This window comes from Streptomyces sp. NPDC008125 (assembly GCF_042957125.1).
In the GTDB taxonomy this organism is placed as follows: domain Bacteria; phylum Actinomycetota; class Actinomycetes; order Streptomycetales; family Streptomycetaceae; genus Streptomyces.
Window position 1 is genome coordinate 94,164 of record NZ_JBIBHR010000014.1, and the last position, 18,473, is coordinate 112,636.

The following is an 18,473-nucleotide window of genomic DNA, read 5'->3' on the forward strand; positions in this document are numbered from 1 at the left end:
CCGTCCGGGGTCAGCTCCGCAGCGGGGCGAGCATCGGGTAGTTCGCCGCGACGCAGCGCAGCCACGCCGGGGGCGCGACCAGCCACTCGGCGGAGAGCAGCGAACCGGCGGAGAAGAACCAGAGGGCGACCCGGTCCGCGTCGACGCGCGGGTCGGCACGGACCTGGCCGACCGTCTCGGCGAGGTCGCCTGCGGCGGTGGCGAGGTCACCGACGCCGTGCATCCGGTGGTCCAGCACGGCGCCGACCACGCCCAGACCGGCGGCGTACCTGCCGTATCCGACGAACGACGGCCAGTCGCGGGGCGTGGGCCGCGCGTCGGCCGCGACCGGGCCGCCGTGGACGAACACGATCGCCGGACGCGGGCCCTCGGCGTCGGGGAGGTAGAGGTCGACGCGGCCGTGCCGCTCCCGCTCGCGTTCGGGTACGTCCAGCAGGAACGGCCCGAGGTGCTGGGGCGATCCGCCCTCCGGCGCCTCGACGCGCTGCCCCTCACCGGCCACCGCGCGCCGCAGCACGTCGGCGAGTTCGGCGGGGGCGGAGAGCATCGGCCAGTGGCCGGTGGGGAGTTCGAAGAGGGTGACTCCGGGCCGGGTGAGCGCCCGGACGCGCGGCTCCCCCATCGCGGCCAGGGAGTGGACCAGTTCGAGGGTCGATCCGTTGCGCGTGGCGAGGAGGCCCGTGTACGGGACGGAGGCGGCGGCCCCCGTCGCCGGCAGTGGCTGTACGAGCGTGGCCGCCGGGTGCGGGACCGCCCGCCGCGCCAGCAGCCGCACCGCCTCGTCGGACAGGTCGTCGGCGCCCGGCCGGCCGCGCCATTCCTCGGCGGACGGCGGGGCGACCAGGTGGGAGTCCGGCCCCTCGGGCGGGCCCGTCACGGCCGCCACCGCCCGCTCGCGCACCGCCGGGTCCAGCTCGATGACGAGGGCCGGTTCACCGTCCTGGGGCAGCCCGGCGTCCACGTTGACGATCCGGGCGACCCGCTCCGGGCGCAGGGCCGCCGCGCCGAGGACGGGAAGAATTCCGTAGTCGTGGCCGACGAGGACCACCTCGGTCTCCTCGCCGGGCATCGCGTCGACGATCCGCACCAGATCGTCGATGTGGGCGGCGAGGCTCGTCCCGGACCCGCCCGACGCGTCGCCCTCGCCCAGCCCGGTGAGGGTGACCGGGACAGCCGTGTCTCCCGCCTCACCCAGCAGCCGTGCCACGTGGTCCCAGATCCAGCCCCCGGTGAACGTGCCGGGCACCAACAGGAAAGCCGTCATCGGCCGCCTCCGCCTCCTTCTACCGCGCGGACCGGAGCACGCACGCGCCGAGCACGCCCCCGTACACCGTCAACTCCGCAGGGGTAGGAGTGAGTTCCTGTCCGCACGCGCAATCACCCGCCCGTGGCCGAGTATCCCGCGTACGGCCGGTTCAGCCCGGGTGGCGTGCGGTGATCCGACCCACCGCGTCGGCCAGCAGGTACGCGCTCCGCCCGTGCCCGGAGACCGTCACCCGGACGACGGGCGCCGGGCTGCCGGGCTCGGGCGTGATGTCGATCCGCCAGGTCTCGGGGTCCTCGATCCCGAGCCCCGTACGCGCGGAGTCCACGAGTCCGGGGAACAGCTCGTACGGGAGCGCGCGCAGGCTCATCGGGAGGGCGCCGCCGGTGGACGTGCCCTTGCTGCCCACGGCCGACATCACCTTCTCCTCGATGGTGATCCGGGTGCCCAGTTCGGTACCCATCCCCGTGACCAGAGTGTCCGCGAGCCGGCGCATCTCGCCGGGGCGGAGGGTCGAGGCGGAGGAGGCGGAGCCAGTGACCGTGGTGACGGTGGTGGTGGTCCCGCTGCTCGCTCCCGGGATCACCGTGGAGGCGGCCGAAGGGCCGGACGGGGCGGGCGCGGCGTCACCGAAACGCGAGTCCAGCTCGCTCCGAAGGGGGAGGAGCGCCAGGGCAGCCCCGGTGAGGACACCCAGCAGCACCGCCACGCACCCGGACCAGCCGGCGTCGTCGGGCTTCACCCGGGTGTGCTCGGGCGCGGTGTCGATGCGCGCGCCCGCAGCCCGGCGCGCCCACCCCTCCGTGGGACGCCGGTCCAGCTCCACCCCGGAGGGCTGTGCCTCGGGGTACGTCACCACGACGATCCGGCCCTCGGGATAGTCCGCCAGGTCGACCAGGTTGATCTGCTCGTGGACGTACACCCGGTAGGCGGGAGCGTCGTCGGGGGCCACCGTGAGGTCGAACCGCACGGGCACGTCGGCGAACTCCCCGTTCGTGGCCCGCCGGTGCTCGATCCGGGCGAGAGCGACCCGGGGCACCGGTACGGGCGCCCGCGACCGCCGCATCCGCGCGGGCACCACCACCAGCAGCACCGACACCAGCAGCCCGCCGAGACCGCCGCAGAACAGCGCGCCGTCCTTCAGCATCACGCCGACGACCACGGCGGTCAGCGTGCCGCCGGCCAAGGCGCTCACCACGATCACGGCCAGCAGGGAGAAGAGCCGCCGGGCCGCCGACCGCGTCGGGCGTGCGGACGTTTCCCCCGTCGTCACCATGGCCGCGATTGTCCACGGCCCGGGTGACGACGGGAAGACGAATGGCGGAACCTCCCGGGTTCCGCCGTACCGGCGTCCGGGTGAAACCGGCGGACCCCCGGTGCCGGACGCGGGCGCGGGCGGACCGGGTCGGCATCGTGGCCTCAGCCCGGCCCGCCCTTCCCGTCCGGCTCGCTCCGTACCGTCCGGCTCGCTCCGGCCCGTCCCCCGCATCCCGGCCCGCCCCTCCCGTACTGCCCGCCCCTGTCCCGGCCCGACCCGACCCTGCCCCGCCCCGTTCCGACCCGACCCGACCCGACCCCCAGGAGGACTCATGCTCGGCACCGACTTCCGTACCGGATCGCCCAACTGGCTCGACCTCGGCAGCCCCGACACCCGGGCCGCCGCCGCCTTCTACCGGGCTCTCTTCGGCTGGGAGTTCGTCTCCGCCGGGCCCGAGACCGGCGGGTACGGGTTCTTCCAGACCGACGGGAAGACCGCCGCGGCCATCGGCCCGCTCACCGAGGAGGGGGCCACGTCCGCCTGGACGGTCCACTTCAGGACCGACGACATCGGGGCCACCGTGCAGGCGGTCAGGGACGGCGGCGGGAGCGTCCGGACGGAGCCCGTGGACGTCATGGGCGAGGGGACGCTGGCCCAGGTCACCGATGCGCAGGGCGCCGACTTCGCGCTCTGGCAGCCCGGCAGGACCGCCGGGCTGGAGATCGCGTCCGCACCGGGCAGCCTGATCTGGGTGGAGCTGCACGTGCCCGACCCGGTGGCGGACATCGCCTTCTACCAGGGCCTGTTCGGCTGGCGGACCCAGGACATGCCGGTGCCCGGTATGACGTACCGGGTACTGAGCACCGAGGACGGCGACCTGGAGGACGCCACCTTCGGCGGGGCCGCTCCGGCGGACGACAGCAGCGGCGGCGAGCAGTCCCGCTGGGTGCCCTACTTCCACGTGGTGGACGTGGACGCCACCGTCGAGGCGACCCGGTCGCACGGGGGAACCGTGCTGATGCCGGCCGCCGACATGTCCGACGTCGGCCGGATGGCCTGGCTCGCGGACCCCTTCGGCGCGGTGTTCGCGCTGCTGAAGCCCGACCCCCGCATGTAGGAGCCCCCGGACGGACGCCCGGGGCTCATGCGGGAGGCCCGGGCGCGTGCGGGAGGCCCGGGCTCATGCGGGAGGCCCGGGTCAGTCGTCCCCGCCCTCCAGCTCGCCCTCGGTCTCCAGGAAGACCTGGCGCAGCGCCTCCAGGACGGCCGGGTCGGGCTTCGCCCACATCCCGCGCGACTCGGCCTCCAGGAGGCGTTCGGCGATCCCGTGCAGCGCCCAGGGGTTGGCCTGCTGGAGGAACTCCCGGTTCTCCGGGTCGAGTACGTAACTCTGAGTGAGCTTGTCGTACATCCAGTCGGCGACGACCCCGGTGGTGGCGTCGTAGCCGAACAGGTAGTCGACCGTGGCGGCGAGTTCGAAGGCGCCCTTGTAGCCGTGGCGGCGCATCGCCTCGATCCAGCGGGGGTTGACCACGCGGGCGCGGAAGACGCGCGAGGTCTCCTCGACCAGGGTGCGGGTGCGGACGGTCTCGGGGCGGGTGGAGTCGCCGATGTACGCCTCCGGGGCGGTGCCCTTCAGCGCGCGCACGGCCGCCACCATGCCGCCGTGGTACTGGAAGTAGTCGTCCGAGTCCGCGATGTCGTGCTCACGGGTGTCGGTGTTCTTCGCGGCGACCTCGATGCGCTTGTACGCGGTCTCCATCTCCTCGCGGGCCGGGCGCCCGTCGAGCTCACGCCCGTAGGCGTAGCCGCCCCACACGGTGTAGACCTCGGCGAGGTCGGCGTCGGTGCGCCAGTCGCGGGAGTCGATGAGCTGGAGGAGCCCGGCGCCGTACGTTCCCGGGCGCGAGCCGAAGATCCGGGTGGTGGCCCGGCGTTCGTCGCCGTGCTCGGCGAGGTCCGCCTGGGTGTGGGCGCGTACGAAGTTGTGCTCGGCCGGTTCGTCGAGCGAGGCGGCGAGCCGTACGGCGTCGTCCAGCAGGCCCACCGTGTGCGGGAAGGCGTCGCGGAAGAAGCCGGAGATGCGGAGCGTCACGTCGATGCGGGGGCGGCCCAGCTCTTCGTACCCGATGGGCTCCAGGCCGGTGACGCGGCGCGAGGCGTCGTCCCAGACGGGGCGGATGCCGAGCAGCGCGAAGGCCTCGGCGATGTCGTCGCCCGCCGTACGCATCGCGCTGGTGCCCCAGAGCGAGAGGCCGACGGAGGAGGGCCAGTCGCCGTTGTCGGTGCGGTAGCGGGTCAGCAGCGAGTCGGCGAGGGCCTGCCCGGTCTCCCAGGCGAGCTTGGAGGGGACGGCCTTCGGGTCGACGGAGTAGAAGTTGCGTCCGGTCGGCAGCACGTTGACGAGGCCGCGCAGCGGGGAACCCGAGGGCCCGGCGGGTACGAAGCCGCCGTTCAACGCGTGCACGGCGTGGGTGAGTTCGTCGGTGGTGGCGGCGAGCCGCGGCACCACCTCGGTGGCGGCGAAGGCGAGGATGTCGGCGACGGCCGGCGCCAGGCCTGCCGCGACGGCCGCGACGGCGGACGGGTCCCAGTCGGCGTCCTCCATCGCCTGGACCAGGGTGCGGGCCTGCTCCTCGATCTCGTCGGCGGCGGTACGGGTGGCGGCCGACTCGTCCAGGCCGAGCGCCTCGCGCAGCCCGGGCAGCGAGGCGGTACCGCCCCAGATCTGGCGGGCGCGGAGCACCGCGAGGACCAGGTTGACCCGGTCGTTCCCGGCCGGGGGGTTGCCCAGCACGTGAAGGCCGTCGCGGATCTGGACGTCCTTGATCTCACAGAGCCAGCCGTCGAGATGCATGATGAACTCGTCGAAGCCCTCATCCTCCGGGCGGTCTTCGAGCCCGAGGTCGTGGTCGAGCTTCGCGGCCTGGATGAGCGTCCAGATCTGGGCGCGGATCGCGGGCAGCTTCGCCGGGTCCATCGCGGCGATCTGGGCGTGCTCGTCGAGGAGTTGCTCAAGCCGCGCGATGTCGCCGTAGCTGTCGGCGCGGGCCATCGGCGGCACCAGGTGGTCGACCAGCGTGGCGTGGGTCCGGCGCTTGGCCTGGGTGCCCTCGCCCGGGTCGTTGACGAGGAACGGGTAGACCAGCGGCAGGTCGCCGAGGGCCGCGTCCGGTCCGCAGGCGGCGGAGAGCCCGGCGTTCTTGCCGGGCAGCCACTCCAGGTTGCCGTGCTTGCCGAGGTGGATCATCGCGTCGGCTCCGAAGCCGCCGTCCTCGGCGGTGGCGGCGATCCAGCGGTAGGCGGCCAGGTAGTGGTGCGAGGGCGGCAGATCGGGGTCGTGGTAGATCGCGATCGGGTTCTCGCCGAAGCCGCGCGGCGGCTGGATGAGGATCAGCAGATTGCCGCGCCGCAGCGCCGCGAGGACGATGTCGCCCTCCGGGTTCGCCGAGCGGTCCACGAACATCTCGCCGGGCGCCGGGCCCCAGTGCTCCTCAACGGCGGATCGCAGCTCGGCGGGGAGGGTGGCGAACCAGCGACGGTAGTCGGCCGCCGGGATGCGCACCGGGTTGGCGGCCAACTGCTCCTCGGTCAGCCACTCCTGGTCGTGGCCGCCCGCCTCGATCAGGGCGTAGATCAGCTCGTCGCCGTCGCCGGAGACCAGGCCCGGGATCTCGTCCACGGGCCCGAAGTCGTACCCCTCGGCGCGCAGCCGGCGCAGCAGGGCGACGGCGCTCGCGGGGGTGTCCAGGCCGACCGCGTTGCCGATGCGGGAGTGCTTGGTCGGGTACGCGGAGAGCACCAGGGCGATCCGCTTCTCCGCGTTCGGGATGTGCCGCAGGCGGGCGTGGCGGACGGCGATCCCGGCGACCCGGGCGGCGCGCTCGGGGTCGGGGACGTACGCGGGCAGGCCGTCCGCGTCGATCTCCTTGAAGGAGAACGGCACCGTGATCAGGCGCCCGTCGAACTCCGGCACCGCTATCTGGGTGGCCGCGTCCAGCGGTGAGACGCCCTCGTCGTTCTCCTCCCACGCGGCGCGCGAGCCGGTCAGGCAGAGCGCCTGGAGGATCGGTACGTCGAGCCCGGTCAGCGCGCCCGCGTCCCAGGACTCGTCGTCGCCGCCCGCCGACGCCTCGGCGGGACGGGTACCGCCCGCCGCGAGGACGGTGGTCACGATCGCGTCGGCCGCGCGCAGGGCGTCGATCAGCCCGGGTTCGGGGGTACGGAGCGAGGCCACGTACAGCGGCAGCGGGCGGGCCCCGGCATCCTCCACGGCGGTGCAGAGCGCGTCCACGAACGCGGTGTTGCCGCTCATGTGGTGGGCGCGGTAGTAGAGCACCGCCACCGTGGGCGCGGCCTCGGAAAGCTCGCGGGCGGTCCGCTCCAGCGGGCCCCAGGCGGGGGCCGGGGCGGGCGGCTCGAAGCCGTGGCCGGTGAGCAGCACGGTGTCGGAGAGGAACCGGGCCAGCTGGTCGAGGTTGTCCGGGCCGCCGTGCGCGAGGTAGGCGTGGGCCTCGGCGGCGATGCCGATCGGGACGGTGGACGCGGCCATCAGCTGGGCGTCGGGGGCCTGTTCGCCGGTGAGGACGACGACCGGCAGGCCGGCGGCCCTGACCTGGTCGAGCCCCTCCTCCCAGGCGCGCACCCCGCCGAGAAGGCGCACCACCACGAGCTCGGCGCCGTCGAGGAGCGCCGGGAGCCGGTCGAGCGGGAGCCGGGAGGGGTTGGCGTAGCGGTAGCGGACCGGGCCCTCGCAGGCGCGGGCGCTCAGCAGGTCGGTGTCGGAGGTCGACAGGAGCAGGATCATGCCGAGTCAGCCCTTCCTCGGGGTGTCCACGCCCCGGGCGGTGTCGGACGGCGGGAGTTCCTGACTCGTACGGCCGCGTCAGCGGGACGTACTCACAGTGGCGGGACCGCGCCGGAATCTCACCGGGCTTCCTCCCATGGCGCCGTCTGGCGTCGGCGGACCGAATGGTCCACCGCGAGCATCCTAAGGGCCCTGCCTCCGGCGCGGCAGGGGGCCTCCGGGGGCGGCACAGGTCACAGGTGCGCACCGGTGACCTCCTCGGGGACGTGGGTATGCTCGCCGCCATGTCCGCAACCGCCGATTCGCCCGGTTCCCCGGCCGCCGGTACCGCCCGGACCGGCGGCGACTCCTGCCCGGGAACGCTGCGGCTGCACCGTGCGGACGACGGTGCGCTGGCGCGCGTACGGATACCCGGCGGGGTGCTGACCGCCGCTCAGGCACGCACCCTGCTGGCCGCCGCCGAGCGGCTCGGCGACGGCGAACTGCACCTCACCTCGCGCGGCAACCTCCAACTCCGGGGCCTGGGCGTCGACTGCGGCGGCGAGCTCGCCGAACTCCTGCGCGGTGCCGGGATGTTGCCCTCCGACCGGCACGAGCGGGTGCGAAATGCCGTCGTCTCCCCGCTCTCCGGTCTCGACACCTCCGGGCACCCCGACATACGGTCCTGGCTCACCGGGTTGGACGCCCTGCTCTGCGGGAGCGAGCGGGCCGCCGCACTCTCCGGACGCTTCCTCTTCGCGCTCGACGACGGCCGGGGCGACGTGGACGCGCTGGGCGCCGACCTCACCCTGATCGCGGTCGACGGCGCACGGGCGCTGCTCCGGACCGGCGCGGGCGGCCCCCTCCTCCCCGTCCCCTTCGACGCGGCCCCGCGCGCCGCGCTGATCGCCGCCGAGGTCTTCCTCGACCTGGCGGCCGACCCGGGCGTCTGGCGGATCTCCGCCCTCCCCGACGCCGCCCGCGCCGCCCTTCCCGCCGAGGTCGCCCGACGCGCGGGGCTCGTGGTGCCGCCCGTCGGGGAACCGCCCGGCCCGCCGCCTCCGCGTCCTGCCCGGGCCCCTGCGCCCGGCGCCGTGACCGGTCCCGGTGGCGCGGTCGCGCTGCACCTCGGCGTACCGATGGGGCGGCTGACCGGCGCGCGGTGGCGGGCGCTCGTGGAGACCGCCGAACGCCTCGGCTCCGGCGAGCTGCGCTGCACGCCGTGGCGCGGGGTCGTCGTGCCGGGTCTGGCCGCCGGAGCCGCCCGGGAGGCCCTGGACGTACTCGCCGAAGCCGGTCTGGTGACCGGGCCCGACTCGCCGTGGGCCGGGGTCGGCGCCTGCGTCGGGCGCCCCGGCTGCGCGAAGTCGCTGGCCGACGTGCGGGCCGAGGCGGAGGCCGCGCTCGCACCCCGCCCCGTACCCGCGCTGCTGCCCGTGTACTGGTCCGGGTGCGAACGCCGCTGCGGCCACCCGCACGGGGAGTGGATCGACGTCGTCGCGACCCCGGCGGGACACCGGATCGCGCGGGTGCGGGGGGACTCCCGGGACGCCCCGGTGACCGTCCCGGACGATCCGGCCGCGCTCGCCGCAGCGGTGGCGGCGGCCCGAGGCGCCCGCACCTGACCGCCCGCGCCCCGAACACGCGTCCCACCTGACCCACCTGCCCCACGCACCCCACCCGCCCCACCGAACCGACCACGCCGCGGCACACGGCCGCCCGTGCCCGACCGAAGAAAGCGACAGCACTGTGCATCAGTACGAGAAGGACGGACCGGCGATCTACCGCCAGTCCTTCGCCACCATCCGCGCGGAGGCGGATCTCGCCGGTCTGCCCGCCGACGTCAGCCAGGTCGCGGTCCGGATGATCCACGCGTGCGGCATGGTCGACCTCGTACGCGACCTCGCCTTCTCCCCCACCGCCGTGGCCGACGCCCGCGCCGCGCTCCGGGCCGGAGCCCCGGTCCTCTGCGACGTGGCGATGGTCGCCAGCGGGGTCACCCGCAAGCGGCTGCCCGCCGACAACGAGGTCGTCTGCACCCTCTCCGACCCCTCGGTGCCCGAGCTGGCCCGCGAGCTGGGCACCACGCGCAGCGCCGCCGCGCTGGAGCTGTGGCGGGACCGGCTGGAGGACTCGGTCGTCGCCATCGGCAACGCGCCCACCGCGCTCTTCCGGCTGCTGGAGATGATCGAGGAGGGCGCCCCGCTGCCCGCCGCCGTCATCGGCGTCCCGGTCGGTTTCATCGGCGCGGCCGAGTCCAAGGAGGCCCTCGCGGCGCACGTCTCCGGCGTCCAGCACCTCGTGGTGCGCGGCCGTCGAGGCGGCAGCGCCCTGGCGGCGGCGGCCGTCAACGCCCTCGCGAGCGAGGAGGAGTGACCGGGACCGTCGCGGCGAACGAGAACGCCGCACACGCGACCGCCCCCGTGCACGCCGACGCCGCGACCGGGACCGCGGGCCGGCTCTACGGGGTCGGCCTCGGCCCCGGCGACCCGGAGCTGATGACCGTCCGCGCGGTGCGGGCCATCGCCGAGGCGGACGTGATCGCCTTCCACAGCGCCCGGCACGGCCGCTCGATCGCCCGGTCCATCGCCGCCGCCCACATCCGGCCCGACCACATCGAGGAACCGCTGGTCTACCCCGTCACGACGGAGACCACCGACCACCCGGGCGGCTACCGGGGCGCGCTGGAGGACTTCTACGCCGAGGCGGCGGCCCGGCTCGCCGTACACCTGGACGCGGGCCGCACGGTGGCCGTCCTCGCCGAGGGCGACCCGCTCTTCTACGGCTCGTACATGCACATGCACAAGCGGCTGGCGGACCGTTACCCCGCCGAGGTCATCCCCGGGGTCACCTCGGTCAGCGCCGCCGCCGCGCGGCTGGGCACCCCGCTCGTGGAGGGCGAGGAGATCCTCACCATCCTCCCCGGCACCCTGCCGGAGGAGGAGCTGACGGCCCGTCTCGCGTCGACCGACTCCGCCGTGGTGATGAAGCTCGGCCGGACCTTCCCGGCGGTGCGCCGCGCGTTCGAGGCGTCCGGGCGGCTGCCCGAGGCGCGGTACGTCGAGCGCGCCACGATGGCCGGCGAGCGCACCGGCGAGCTCGCGGAGGTGGAGCCCGGCTCGGTGCCGTACTTCGCGGTCGCCGTGGTGCCCAGCCGGATCGACGCCCCCCGGCCCGAGCCGGAGCCCGGCTCGGGCGAGGTCGTGGTGGTCGGCACCGGACCGGCCGGGCCGCTCTGGCTGACGCCCGAGACGCGCGGGGCGCTGGCCGCCGCCGACGCGGTGGTCGGCTACACCACCTACCTCGACCGGGTTCCGGTCCGGCCCGGCCAGGCCCGCCACGGCTCGGACAACAAGGTGGAGGCGGAGCGCGCCGAGTTCGCCCTCGACCTGGCCCGGCGCGGACAGCGGGTGGCCGTGGTCTCCGGCGGCGACCCGGGCGTCTTCGCCATGGCCACCGCCGTCCTGGAGGCCGCCGCGCAACCGGAGTACGCGGACCTCCCGGTACGCGTCCTGCCCGGCGTCACCGCGGCGAACGCGGCCGCCGCCCGCGCGGGCGCCCCGCTCGGCCACGACTACGCGACGATCTCCCTCTCCGACCGGCTCAAGCCCTGGGAGGTCATCGCCGGACGGCTGCGCGCCGCAGCGGCGGCCGACCTGGTGATCGCGCTCTACAACCCGGGCTCGAAGAGCCGCACCTGGCAGGTCGGCAAGGCCCGCGACCTGCTCCTCGAACACCGCTCCCCGGACACCCCGGTGGTGCTCGCCCGGGACGTCGGCGGCCCCGGTGAGAGCGTACGTACGGTGCGTCTCGCCGATCTCGATCCGGCCGAGGTGGACATGCGCACCCTGCTGATCATCGGGTCCTCGCAGACCCGCCGGGCGGACCGGCCGGACGGCGGTCACCTCGTCTGGACCCCGCGCCGCTACCCGGAGGCGTAGTCCGGCCCGAGGGCTCAGCCCCGGCCCAGGCAGGCGTTCAGCCAGGCCAGGGCCTCGGCCGGGGTCGCGGCCACCGGTACCCCTTCCGGGACCGGTGGCCGCCGCACGACCACCACCGGAATTCCGGCCTCCCGGGCCGCCGCCAGCTTCGGCGCGGTGGCCGCGCCCCCGCTGTCCTTGGTGACCAGCACCTCGACGCCGTACCGCCGGATCAGCTCGCGCTCGCCCGCCAGGGTGAACGGCCCCCGGTCCAGGAGCACCTCCATCCGCGCCGGGTACGGCGGCTCCGGAGCGTCCACCGACCGCATCAGGAACCAGAGCTCGTCCAGCCCCGCGAAGGCGGCCAGCCCCGTCCGGCCGGTGGTGAGGAAGACCCGCCGCCCCAGCGACGGCAGCAGGGCCGCGGCCTCCTCCAGGGAGCCGGCCGGGTGCCAGTCGTCGGCCGGGCCGGCCACCCAGCCGGGGCGGCGGAGCGCCAGCAGGGGAACATGGGCCGAGGCGGCGGCACGGGCCGCGTGGAAACTGATCGTTCCGGCGAAAGGATGGGTGGCGTCGATGAGCGCATTCACCCGGTGCTCCCGCAGCCACGCGGCGAGCCCCTCCGTACCGCCGAAACCGCCGACGCGGACCTCGCCCGGCGGCAGCACCGGCCGGGCCACCCGGCCGGCGAGCGAACTCGTCACCCGCAGGGGCCTGCGCCCCCCGGCCGGTATCTCCGCGTCCAGCGCCTCCGCCAGCCGGCGGGCCTCGGTCGTGCCGCCGAGCACGAGGACGTGCTCCGGGGACTCGGGATCGTCCGGCATGTCGGGCAGCGGTATCGGCACCATCGAGGGGGACCTTCCGTGAGCAGTGAGGCCACCGTCGGGGGGACCTGCCATGAGCAGTGAGGCGAAGGGCGGGCGCGAGGCCCAACTCAAACACACCGGCCTGCGCCCCGGTTGGACCACCGGTGCCTGTGCGACGGCGGCGACCACCGCCGCGTACACCGCGCTGCTGACCGGGGAGTTCCCCGACCCGGTGACCATCACCCTGCCGAAGGGCCGGACCCCCGCGTTCGCGCTCGCCGTCGAATCGCTGGTGGACGGTACCGCGACCGCCGGGGTGGTCAAGGACGCGGGCGACGACCCGGACGTGACCCACGGCGCGCTGGTCAGGTCGACGGTACGGGCACTGCCGCCGGGCTCCGGCGTGGTCTTCCGGGCCGGTCCGGGCGTCGGCACGGTGACCCTCCCCGGCCTGCCGCTGGACGTCGGCGAACCGGCCATCAACCCGGTGCCCCGGCAGCTGATGCGCGAGCACGTGGCCCGGGTCGCGGCGGAGCACGGCGGGACCGGGGACGTGGAGGTCACGATCTCCGTGGACGACGGGGAGGAGATCGCACGTTTCACGTGGAACGGTCGCCTCGGCATCCTGGGCGGGCTCTCCATCCTCGGCACCACCGGGGTCGTCGTGCCGTACTCCTGCTCGGCGTGGATCGACTCGATCCGGCGCGGGGTCGACGTGGCGCTGGCCGCCGGGCGGACCCATGTGGCCGGGTGCACCGGCTCGACCTCGGAGAAGACGGTCGTCGCGGAGTACGGCCTGCCCGAGATCGCCCTGCTGGACATGGGCGACTTCGCGGGGGCCGTGCTCAAATACGTACGCCGCCATCCGGTGCCCCGGCTCACCGTCTGCGGCGGCTTCGCCAAGCTGTCGAAGCTCGCCGCCGGGCACATGGACCTGCACTCGGCGCGGTCCCAGGTGGACAAGGGGTTCCTCGCCGGACTGGCCCGGACGGGCGGTGCGGACGAGGCGCTGGCCGAGGCGGTGGCGGGCGCCAACACCGGGCTCGCCGCACTCCAGTTGTGCGCGGCGGCCGGGGTGCCGCTGGGCGACCTGGTGGCGGTGGCCGCCCGGGACCAGGCCCTGGAGGTGCTGCGCGGGGCGCCGGTCGCGGTGGACGTGATCTGCGTCGACCGGGCCGGGACGGTGGTCGGGCGCAGCGCGGTCCGCTGAGGAGGGACCCGTGTTTCAGCAGGTGTGGCGGTCGCGCTCCGGCGAGTAGAGGTGGCTGTCGCGGAACTGCTCCGCGCCCAGGGTGCGCCCGACCAGGATGACCGCCGTACGGATCACCCCGGCGTCCTTCACCTGGCCCGCGATGGTCTCCAGGGTGCCGCGCAGGACGATCTCGTCGGGCCGGGAGGCCATCGCCACCACGGCGGCCGGGCAGTCCGCCCCGTAGTGCGGCAGCAGCTCCTCCACCACCCGGTCCGCGTACCGGGCGGCCAGATGGAGCACCAGCAGGGCGCCGCTGCGGCCGAGCGTGGCCAGGTCCTCGCCCTCCGGCATGGCGGTGGCCCGCTGCGCGATGCGGGTCAGGATGACCGTCTGACCGACCGTCGGCACGGTCAGCTCCCGCCTGAGCGCCGCCGCGGCGGCGGCGAAGGCGGGGACTCCGGGCACCACTTCGTACGGCACCCCGGCGTCGTCGAGCCGCTTCATCTGCTCGTTGACCGCGCTGAAGACGGACGGGTCGCCGGAGTGCAGCCGGGCGACGTCGTGGCCCTCGGTGTGGGCGCGGACCAGTTCGGCGGTGATCCGGTCGATGTCCAGGCCCTGGGTGTCGATCAGCCTGGCCTCCGGCGGGCAGTCGGCGAGCAGCTCGCGGGGCACCAGGCTGCCCGCGTACAGGCAGACCGGGCTGGCGGCGAGGAGCCGGGCACCGCGCACCGTGATCAGGTCGGCCGCGCCGGGTCCCGCGCCGATGAAGTACACGGTCATGAGGTCTCTCCCGAGGAGTCGTGGGGCTTGCGTACGGACCACTGGGTGACGGGCATCGCCTGGCGCCAGCCGGTGAAACCGCCGACCGGGACGGCGTGGGCCACCGCGAGCCGGACGAGTTCGCCGCCGTGGCGGCGGTAGCGGTCGGTGAGCAGCGCCTCCGACTCCAGCGTGACGGTGTTGGCGACCAGCCGGCCCCCGGCGGGCAGCGCGTCCCAGCAGGCGTCGATCAGCCCGGGGGCGGTCAGCCCGCCGCCGATGAAGACGGCGTCCGGCACCGGAAGTCCGGCGAGGGCCTGCGGGGCGCGGCCGGGGACCACCCGCAGACCGGGCACGCCGAGCCGGTCGGCGTTGCGGCCGATCCGGGCGGCTCGCGCCCCGTCGCGTTCGACGGTGACCGCGCGGCAGGACGGGTGGGCGCGCATCCACTCGACGGCGATCGAGCCGGAGCCGCCGCCGATGTCCCAGAGGAGCTCGCCGGGCGCGGGGGCCAGCGCGGCGAGGGTCGCGGCCCGCACATGGCGCTTGGTGAGCTGCCCGTCGTGCTCGTACGCGGTGTCGGGCAGCCCGGGGACGAGGCCGAGGCGGAGCGCCTCGGGGGTGGCGCGGCACTCCACGGCGACGAGGTTCAGCGGGTCGCCCGCCGGGCGGTCCCAGTCCTCGGCGGATCCCTCGTGGTGGGCCTCGGCGGCCGAGCCGAGCTGTTCGAGGACGGTCAGCCGGCTCGGGCCGAAGCCGTGCGCGGTGAGCAGCGCGGCCACCGTCGCGGGGGTGGTCGCGTCGGCGCTCAGCACCAGCAGCCGGCGGCCGTCGTGCAGGGCGGCGAGCAGCCGGGCAGCGGGGCGGCCCACCAGGGTGACGGTCTCGGTGTCCTCGGCGGGCCAGCCGAGCCGGGCGCAGGCGTACGCCACCGAGGAGGGGTGCGGCAGCACGCGCAGTGCCCCGGCGCCCAGCTCCTCGGTGAGCGCGCGGCCGATCCCGTAGAACATCGGGTCCCCGCTCGCCAGCACGGCGATCCGGCGGCCCCGGTGGGCGGCGAGCAGACCCGCGACGGCGGGCCGCAGCGGTGAGGGCCACGCCACCCGCAGGCCCGCGCAGACGGCGGGCAGCAGGCCGAGCTGGCGCCCGCCGCCGATCAGCACCTCCGCCTCCAGCAGCGCGCTGCGGGCGGGCTCCGCCAGTCCCGCCCAGCCGTCCGCGCCGACGCCCACGACGACCACCGGGAGCGCCGGGGGCACGGCGGGCGGGGGCTCGGGGGAGTCGGGGGATGCGGGCGGGGCGGTGGGCACGGCCGGACCTCGGTGTTCGGGGCGTTCGTCGGGAAGCCGGAGGGGGAGACGCTGCCGCACTCTACTGTCCGGTCCCCGGGCGACCACCGGCCGGGCCCGGCGGGCCCGCTCGCGCGGGCGGCCCGTCCGGTGTCCGATGGAGTGAAGGGCAGGGGGCGACGACGGCGGAGGTGCAGGCGTATGAAGTACCTGGTGATGGTGCAGGGCTCGCAGGCCGACTACGACGCGATGTCCGGCCACGGGTCCGCCGAGGGCGGCCCGGCGTGGGGCGAACAGGACCGGAAGGCGATGTTCGCGCACATGGAAGCGCTCAACAAGGACCTGGAGGCTTCCGGCGAGATGCTCTACTGCGACGGCCTCACCGCCCCGGACGAGGCCCGGTTCGTCACGGCGGGGCCGAACGGCGGACCCCCGGTCGTCGCCGACGCCCCGTACAACCGGACGCAGGTGCTGATCGCCGGGTACTGGGTGCTGGAGTGTCCGGGCCTGGAGCGGGTCACGGAGATCGCCGCCCGTGTCGTCGCCTGCCCGCAGCCCGCGGGCGCCCCGTACCGCGCGGTGGCGATCCGCCCGATCGGCGAGGCCCCGGAAGGGGACTGAAGTCTCCTGCCGGCAGCAGCCGGAGTCGCCGACGGCCGCGTCCGCCCCCACCATCGGCAGTATGACCACGAGCAGCAAGACCGCCGGGCAGTCCGGTGACGACGGCGGGTCCGGAGGGAACGGCGGCTCCGGAGGGAACGGCGGGTCGGGTGAGAACGGCGTCCCCGCCCTCCGGATCGCGCAGCAGCCGGAGGCGGACGAGCTGCTGGCCCGCAGCCCGCTGGCCGCCCTGGTCGGCATGCTGCTCGACCAGCAGGTCCCCATGGAGTGGGCCTTCACCGGGCCGCACTCGCTGGCCCTGCGGATGGAGTCCGACGATCTGGACGCCCGGGAGATCGCCGGGTACTCCCCCGAGGCGTTCACCGCGTTCTTCACCGACAAACCGGCCCTGCACCGCTACCCCGGCTCGATGGCGAAGCGGGTGCAGCAGCTGTGCCAGTACCTCGTGGCGGAGTACGACGGCGACGCCGGAGCGGTCTGGGCCGACGCAGCCACCGGCGCGGAGCTGCTGTCCCGGCTGAAGGCGCTGCCCGGCTTCGGCACCCAGAAGGCGCAGATCTTCCTGGCACTGCTGGGCAAACAGTTCGGCGTACGGCCGCCCGGCTGGCGGGAGGCGGCGGGGGCGTACGGGGAGCAGGGCGGCCACCGCTCGGTCGCCGACATCACCGGCCCCGAGTCGCTCGCCGAGGTACGCGCGTTCAAGCAGCGGGCGAAGGCGGAAGCCAAGGAGGCCAAGGCGGCGGCGCCCGCCAGGAAGGCCGCCCGGTGAACGCTCCCGCGCGGACCCGCCGCGCGCTGCCGCTCCCGGAGGCCGCGAAGGTCCCGGAGGGCGCGAAGGTCCCGGAGGCCGCGAAGGTCCCGGAGGGCGCGAAGGTCCCGGAGGGCGCGAAGGTCCCGCCTGTCCGCCGACGCCTGGCCCGCACGCTCGCCGCATTGTCGGGATCACCCCGGTCCCACGCCCTCGCCGCCGCCGCGCTGCTCCCCCCGCTGCTGCTGGGCGCGGCAGCCCCGCCGCCCGCCGCGGAGCCGGACCCGGCGCGGGAGGCCGCCCGGCTCTCCCGGGAGCTCGTCGCCGCCTCCTCCGCCACGGGCGCGTACCGGCATCTGCGCCGCTTCCAGGAGGCGGCCGACGCGGCGGGCGGAAACCGGGCCGCCGGATCGGCGGGCCACGACGCCTCGGCCGCGTACGTCCTCCAGCAGCTCCGCCGGGCCGGTTACGACGCCGGGTACGCGTCCTTCCCCTTCACCTGGACCGAGACCCTCGCCGAGAAGCTGGCCGTCGTCGCCCCGGAGCCCCGGGACGCGGAGGTGGAGGCGATGACGTACACCGCGTCGACCGAGGAGGGCGGGCTCACCGCCGAGCTGGTCCGGGTCCCGGTGGACACGACGACCGGCTGCGAGGCGGCCGACTACGCGGAGACCGATGTCAGCGGGCGGATCGCGCTGATCCGGCGGGGCGGCTGCTCCTTCGTGCAGAAGCAGGCAGCCGCGGCCGGAGCGGGCGCGGCCGGGGCGCTGATCTCCAACGACCTGGACGGCAGACTCACCGGCACCCTCGGCGACCCCGAAGCCGTCCGCATCCCCACCGGAGGCATCAGCCGGGCCGAGGGCGACGCGCTGGCCACCGCGCTGGACGGGGACGAACAGGTCACCGTGACCCTCGAACTCCGCCAGCGCCAGGAGAAACGCACCACCCGCAACGTCGTCGCCCAGACCCCGGGCGGCGACCCCGCGCACACCGTCATGCTCGGCGCGCACCTGGACTCCGTCCCCGAGGGACCCGGCATCAACGACAACGGCTCCGGCTCGGCCGGGCTCCTCGAAGTCGCCCTGCGACTCGCGGCGACGCACCGCACCCCGGCGAACGCCGTCCGGTTCGCCTGGTGGTCGGCCGAGGAGAGCGGACTCGTCGGCTCGGACGCGTACGTCGCCGGGCTGACCGCCACCCAGCGCCAACAGATCGCCCTCTACCTCAACTTCGACATGATCGCCTCACCCAACGGCGTCCAGTTCGTCTTCGACGGCGACGACTCCGAAGCCTCCGGCTCGGGCCCCGGCCCGGACGGCTCCGCCCAACTGGAGCGCGGGATCACCGAGTTCCTCGACCGCCGCAAGACCCCGTACGAGAGCACCGACTTCACCGGGCGGTCCGACTACGGGCCGTTCATCGAGGCCGGCATCCCGGCAGGCGGTACGGACACCGGGGCTGAGGGAATCAAGTCGGCGCCGCAGGCGGCCGAGTTCGGCGGCAAGGAAGGGATCGCGTACGACCCCTGCTACCACGCGGCCTGCGACACCCTCGACAACATCGACCCCGCCTCCTTCGAGACCAACATCGACGTGATCGCGGACGCGGTCGGCAGCTACGCGCAGGACCTGCGTCCGCTCACCGGCCCGGCCCCGGCGGCGGCGCGCACGGACCGTCACGGAAGCGGCCGGCTCCGTACCGGCCACGGCCGTGACAGGGCGTGAGGACGCTTCCTCACCGCGCGGGTCGGGCCCGTCAGGGCCCTCCGCGCGGGCCGGGGCGCGGAGGCGCGGTGCGCGCCGCTGCCCGCGCCGGGGGCCGGGGACC

14 protein-coding genes and 1 riboswitch are annotated in these 18,473 nt (G+C 75.3%); of the genes, 8 read left to right on the top strand and 6 right to left on the bottom strand.

The features are described from left to right. Positions 1–10: 10 nt before the first annotated feature. On the bottom strand, positions 11–1,264 hold the full coding sequence (locus ACFZAX_RS23695; protein WP_390963974.1) for an alpha/beta fold hydrolase: 1,254 nt from the start codon (positions 1,262–1,264) through the stop codon (positions 11–13). A gap of 151 nt (positions 1,265–1,415) precedes the next feature. Further along, positions 1,416–2,540 carry a hypothetical protein gene (locus tag ACFZAX_RS23700; RefSeq protein WP_390963975.1) on the bottom strand — a complete coding sequence of 375 codons (1,125 nt, stop codon included), beginning with the start codon at positions 2,538–2,540 and terminating at the stop codon, positions 1,416–1,418. Between the two features lie 313 nt (positions 2,541–2,853). Here ACFZAX_RS23700 and ACFZAX_RS23705 point away from each other — a divergent pair, with 313 nt between their 5' ends. Continuing rightward, positions 2,854–3,639, top strand: a complete 786-nt coding sequence (locus ACFZAX_RS23705; protein ID WP_390963976.1) for a VOC family protein — start codon at positions 2,854–2,856, stop codon at positions 3,637–3,639. Between the two features lie 81 nt (positions 3,640–3,720). On the opposite strand, the gene cobN is transcribed toward ACFZAX_RS23705, so the two are convergent. Then, positions 3,721–7,329 (bottom strand): cobaltochelatase subunit CobN, encoded by a 3,609-nt coding sequence (gene cobN, locus ACFZAX_RS23710; RefSeq protein WP_390963977.1) that lies wholly within the window; start codon positions 7,327–7,329, stop codon positions 3,721–3,723. Between the two features lie 47 nt (positions 7,330–7,376). Next, positions 7,377–7,493, bottom strand: a riboswitch (cobalamin riboswitch). 108 nt (positions 7,494–7,601) lie between these two features. Between cobN and cobG the strand changes: the two genes are divergently transcribed. The 3 genes from cobG (at position 7,602) to ACFZAX_RS23725 (ending at position 11,249) form a co-directional block, all read left to right on the top strand. Further along, a complete protein-coding gene (gene cobG / locus ACFZAX_RS23715) occupies positions 7,602–8,933 on the top strand; it encodes a precorrin-3B synthase (protein ID WP_390963978.1) in 1,332 nt (443 codons plus the stop codon). 124 nt (positions 8,934–9,057) lie between these two features. Then, positions 9,058–9,684: a precorrin-8X methylmutase gene (locus ACFZAX_RS23720; RefSeq protein WP_390963979.1), complete on the top strand. Its 627-nt coding sequence runs from the start codon at positions 9,058–9,060 to the stop codon at positions 9,682–9,684. Between the two features lie 47 nt (positions 9,685–9,731). Then, positions 9,732–11,249: a precorrin-2 C(20)-methyltransferase gene (locus ACFZAX_RS23725; RefSeq protein WP_390964089.1), complete on the top strand. Its 1,518-nt coding sequence runs from the start codon at positions 9,732–9,734 to the stop codon at positions 11,247–11,249. 14 nt (positions 11,250–11,263) lie between these two features. On the opposite strand, the gene ACFZAX_RS23730 is transcribed toward ACFZAX_RS23725, so the two are convergent. Continuing rightward, positions 11,264–12,076 (bottom strand): cobalt-precorrin-6A reductase, encoded by an 813-nt coding sequence (locus ACFZAX_RS23730; protein WP_390963980.1) that lies wholly within the window; start codon positions 12,074–12,076, stop codon positions 11,264–11,266. Between the two features lie 49 nt (positions 12,077–12,125). Between ACFZAX_RS23730 and ACFZAX_RS23735 the strand changes: the two genes are divergently transcribed. Next, a complete protein-coding gene (locus ACFZAX_RS23735) occupies positions 12,126–13,244 on the top strand; it encodes a cobalt-precorrin-5B (C(1))-methyltransferase (protein WP_390963981.1) in 1,119 nt (372 codons plus the stop codon). Positions 13,245–13,259: 15 nt separating this feature from the next. On the opposite strand, the gene cobM is transcribed toward ACFZAX_RS23735, so the two are convergent. Both cobM and cbiE read right to left on the bottom strand, forming a co-directional pair. Further along, entirely contained in the window at positions 13,260–14,009 is a 750-nt protein-coding gene (gene cobM / locus ACFZAX_RS23740; protein WP_390963982.1) for a precorrin-4 C(11)-methyltransferase, read from the bottom strand. After that, positions 14,006–15,229 carry a precorrin-6y C5,15-methyltransferase (decarboxylating) subunit CbiE gene (gene cbiE, locus ACFZAX_RS23745; protein WP_390964090.1) on the bottom strand — a complete coding sequence of 408 codons (1,224 nt, stop codon included), beginning with the start codon at positions 15,227–15,229 and terminating at the stop codon, positions 14,006–14,008. The genes cobM and cbiE overlap by 4 nt, the downstream gene beginning before the upstream one ends. Positions 15,230–15,478: 249 nt before the next feature. Here cbiE and ACFZAX_RS23750 point away from each other — a divergent pair, with 249 nt between their 5' ends. The 3 genes from ACFZAX_RS23750 to ACFZAX_RS23760 all read left to right on the top strand — a co-directional run bounded on the left by ACFZAX_RS23750 (position 15,479) and on the right by ACFZAX_RS23760 (position 18,370). Then, entirely contained in the window at positions 15,479–15,898 is a 420-nt protein-coding gene (locus ACFZAX_RS23750; RefSeq protein WP_390963984.1) for a YciI family protein, read from the top strand. Between the two features lie 61 nt (positions 15,899–15,959). Then, positions 15,960–16,667 (top strand): HhH-GPD-type base excision DNA repair protein, encoded by a 708-nt coding sequence (locus tag ACFZAX_RS23755; RefSeq protein ID WP_390963985.1) that lies wholly within the window; start codon positions 15,960–15,962, stop codon positions 16,665–16,667. 164 nt (positions 16,668–16,831) lie between these two features. Continuing rightward, entirely contained in the window at positions 16,832–18,370 is a 1,539-nt protein-coding gene (locus ACFZAX_RS23760; protein WP_390964092.1) for a M20/M25/M40 family metallo-hydrolase, read from the top strand. The last annotated feature ends 103 nt before the right edge of the window (positions 18,371–18,473 follow it).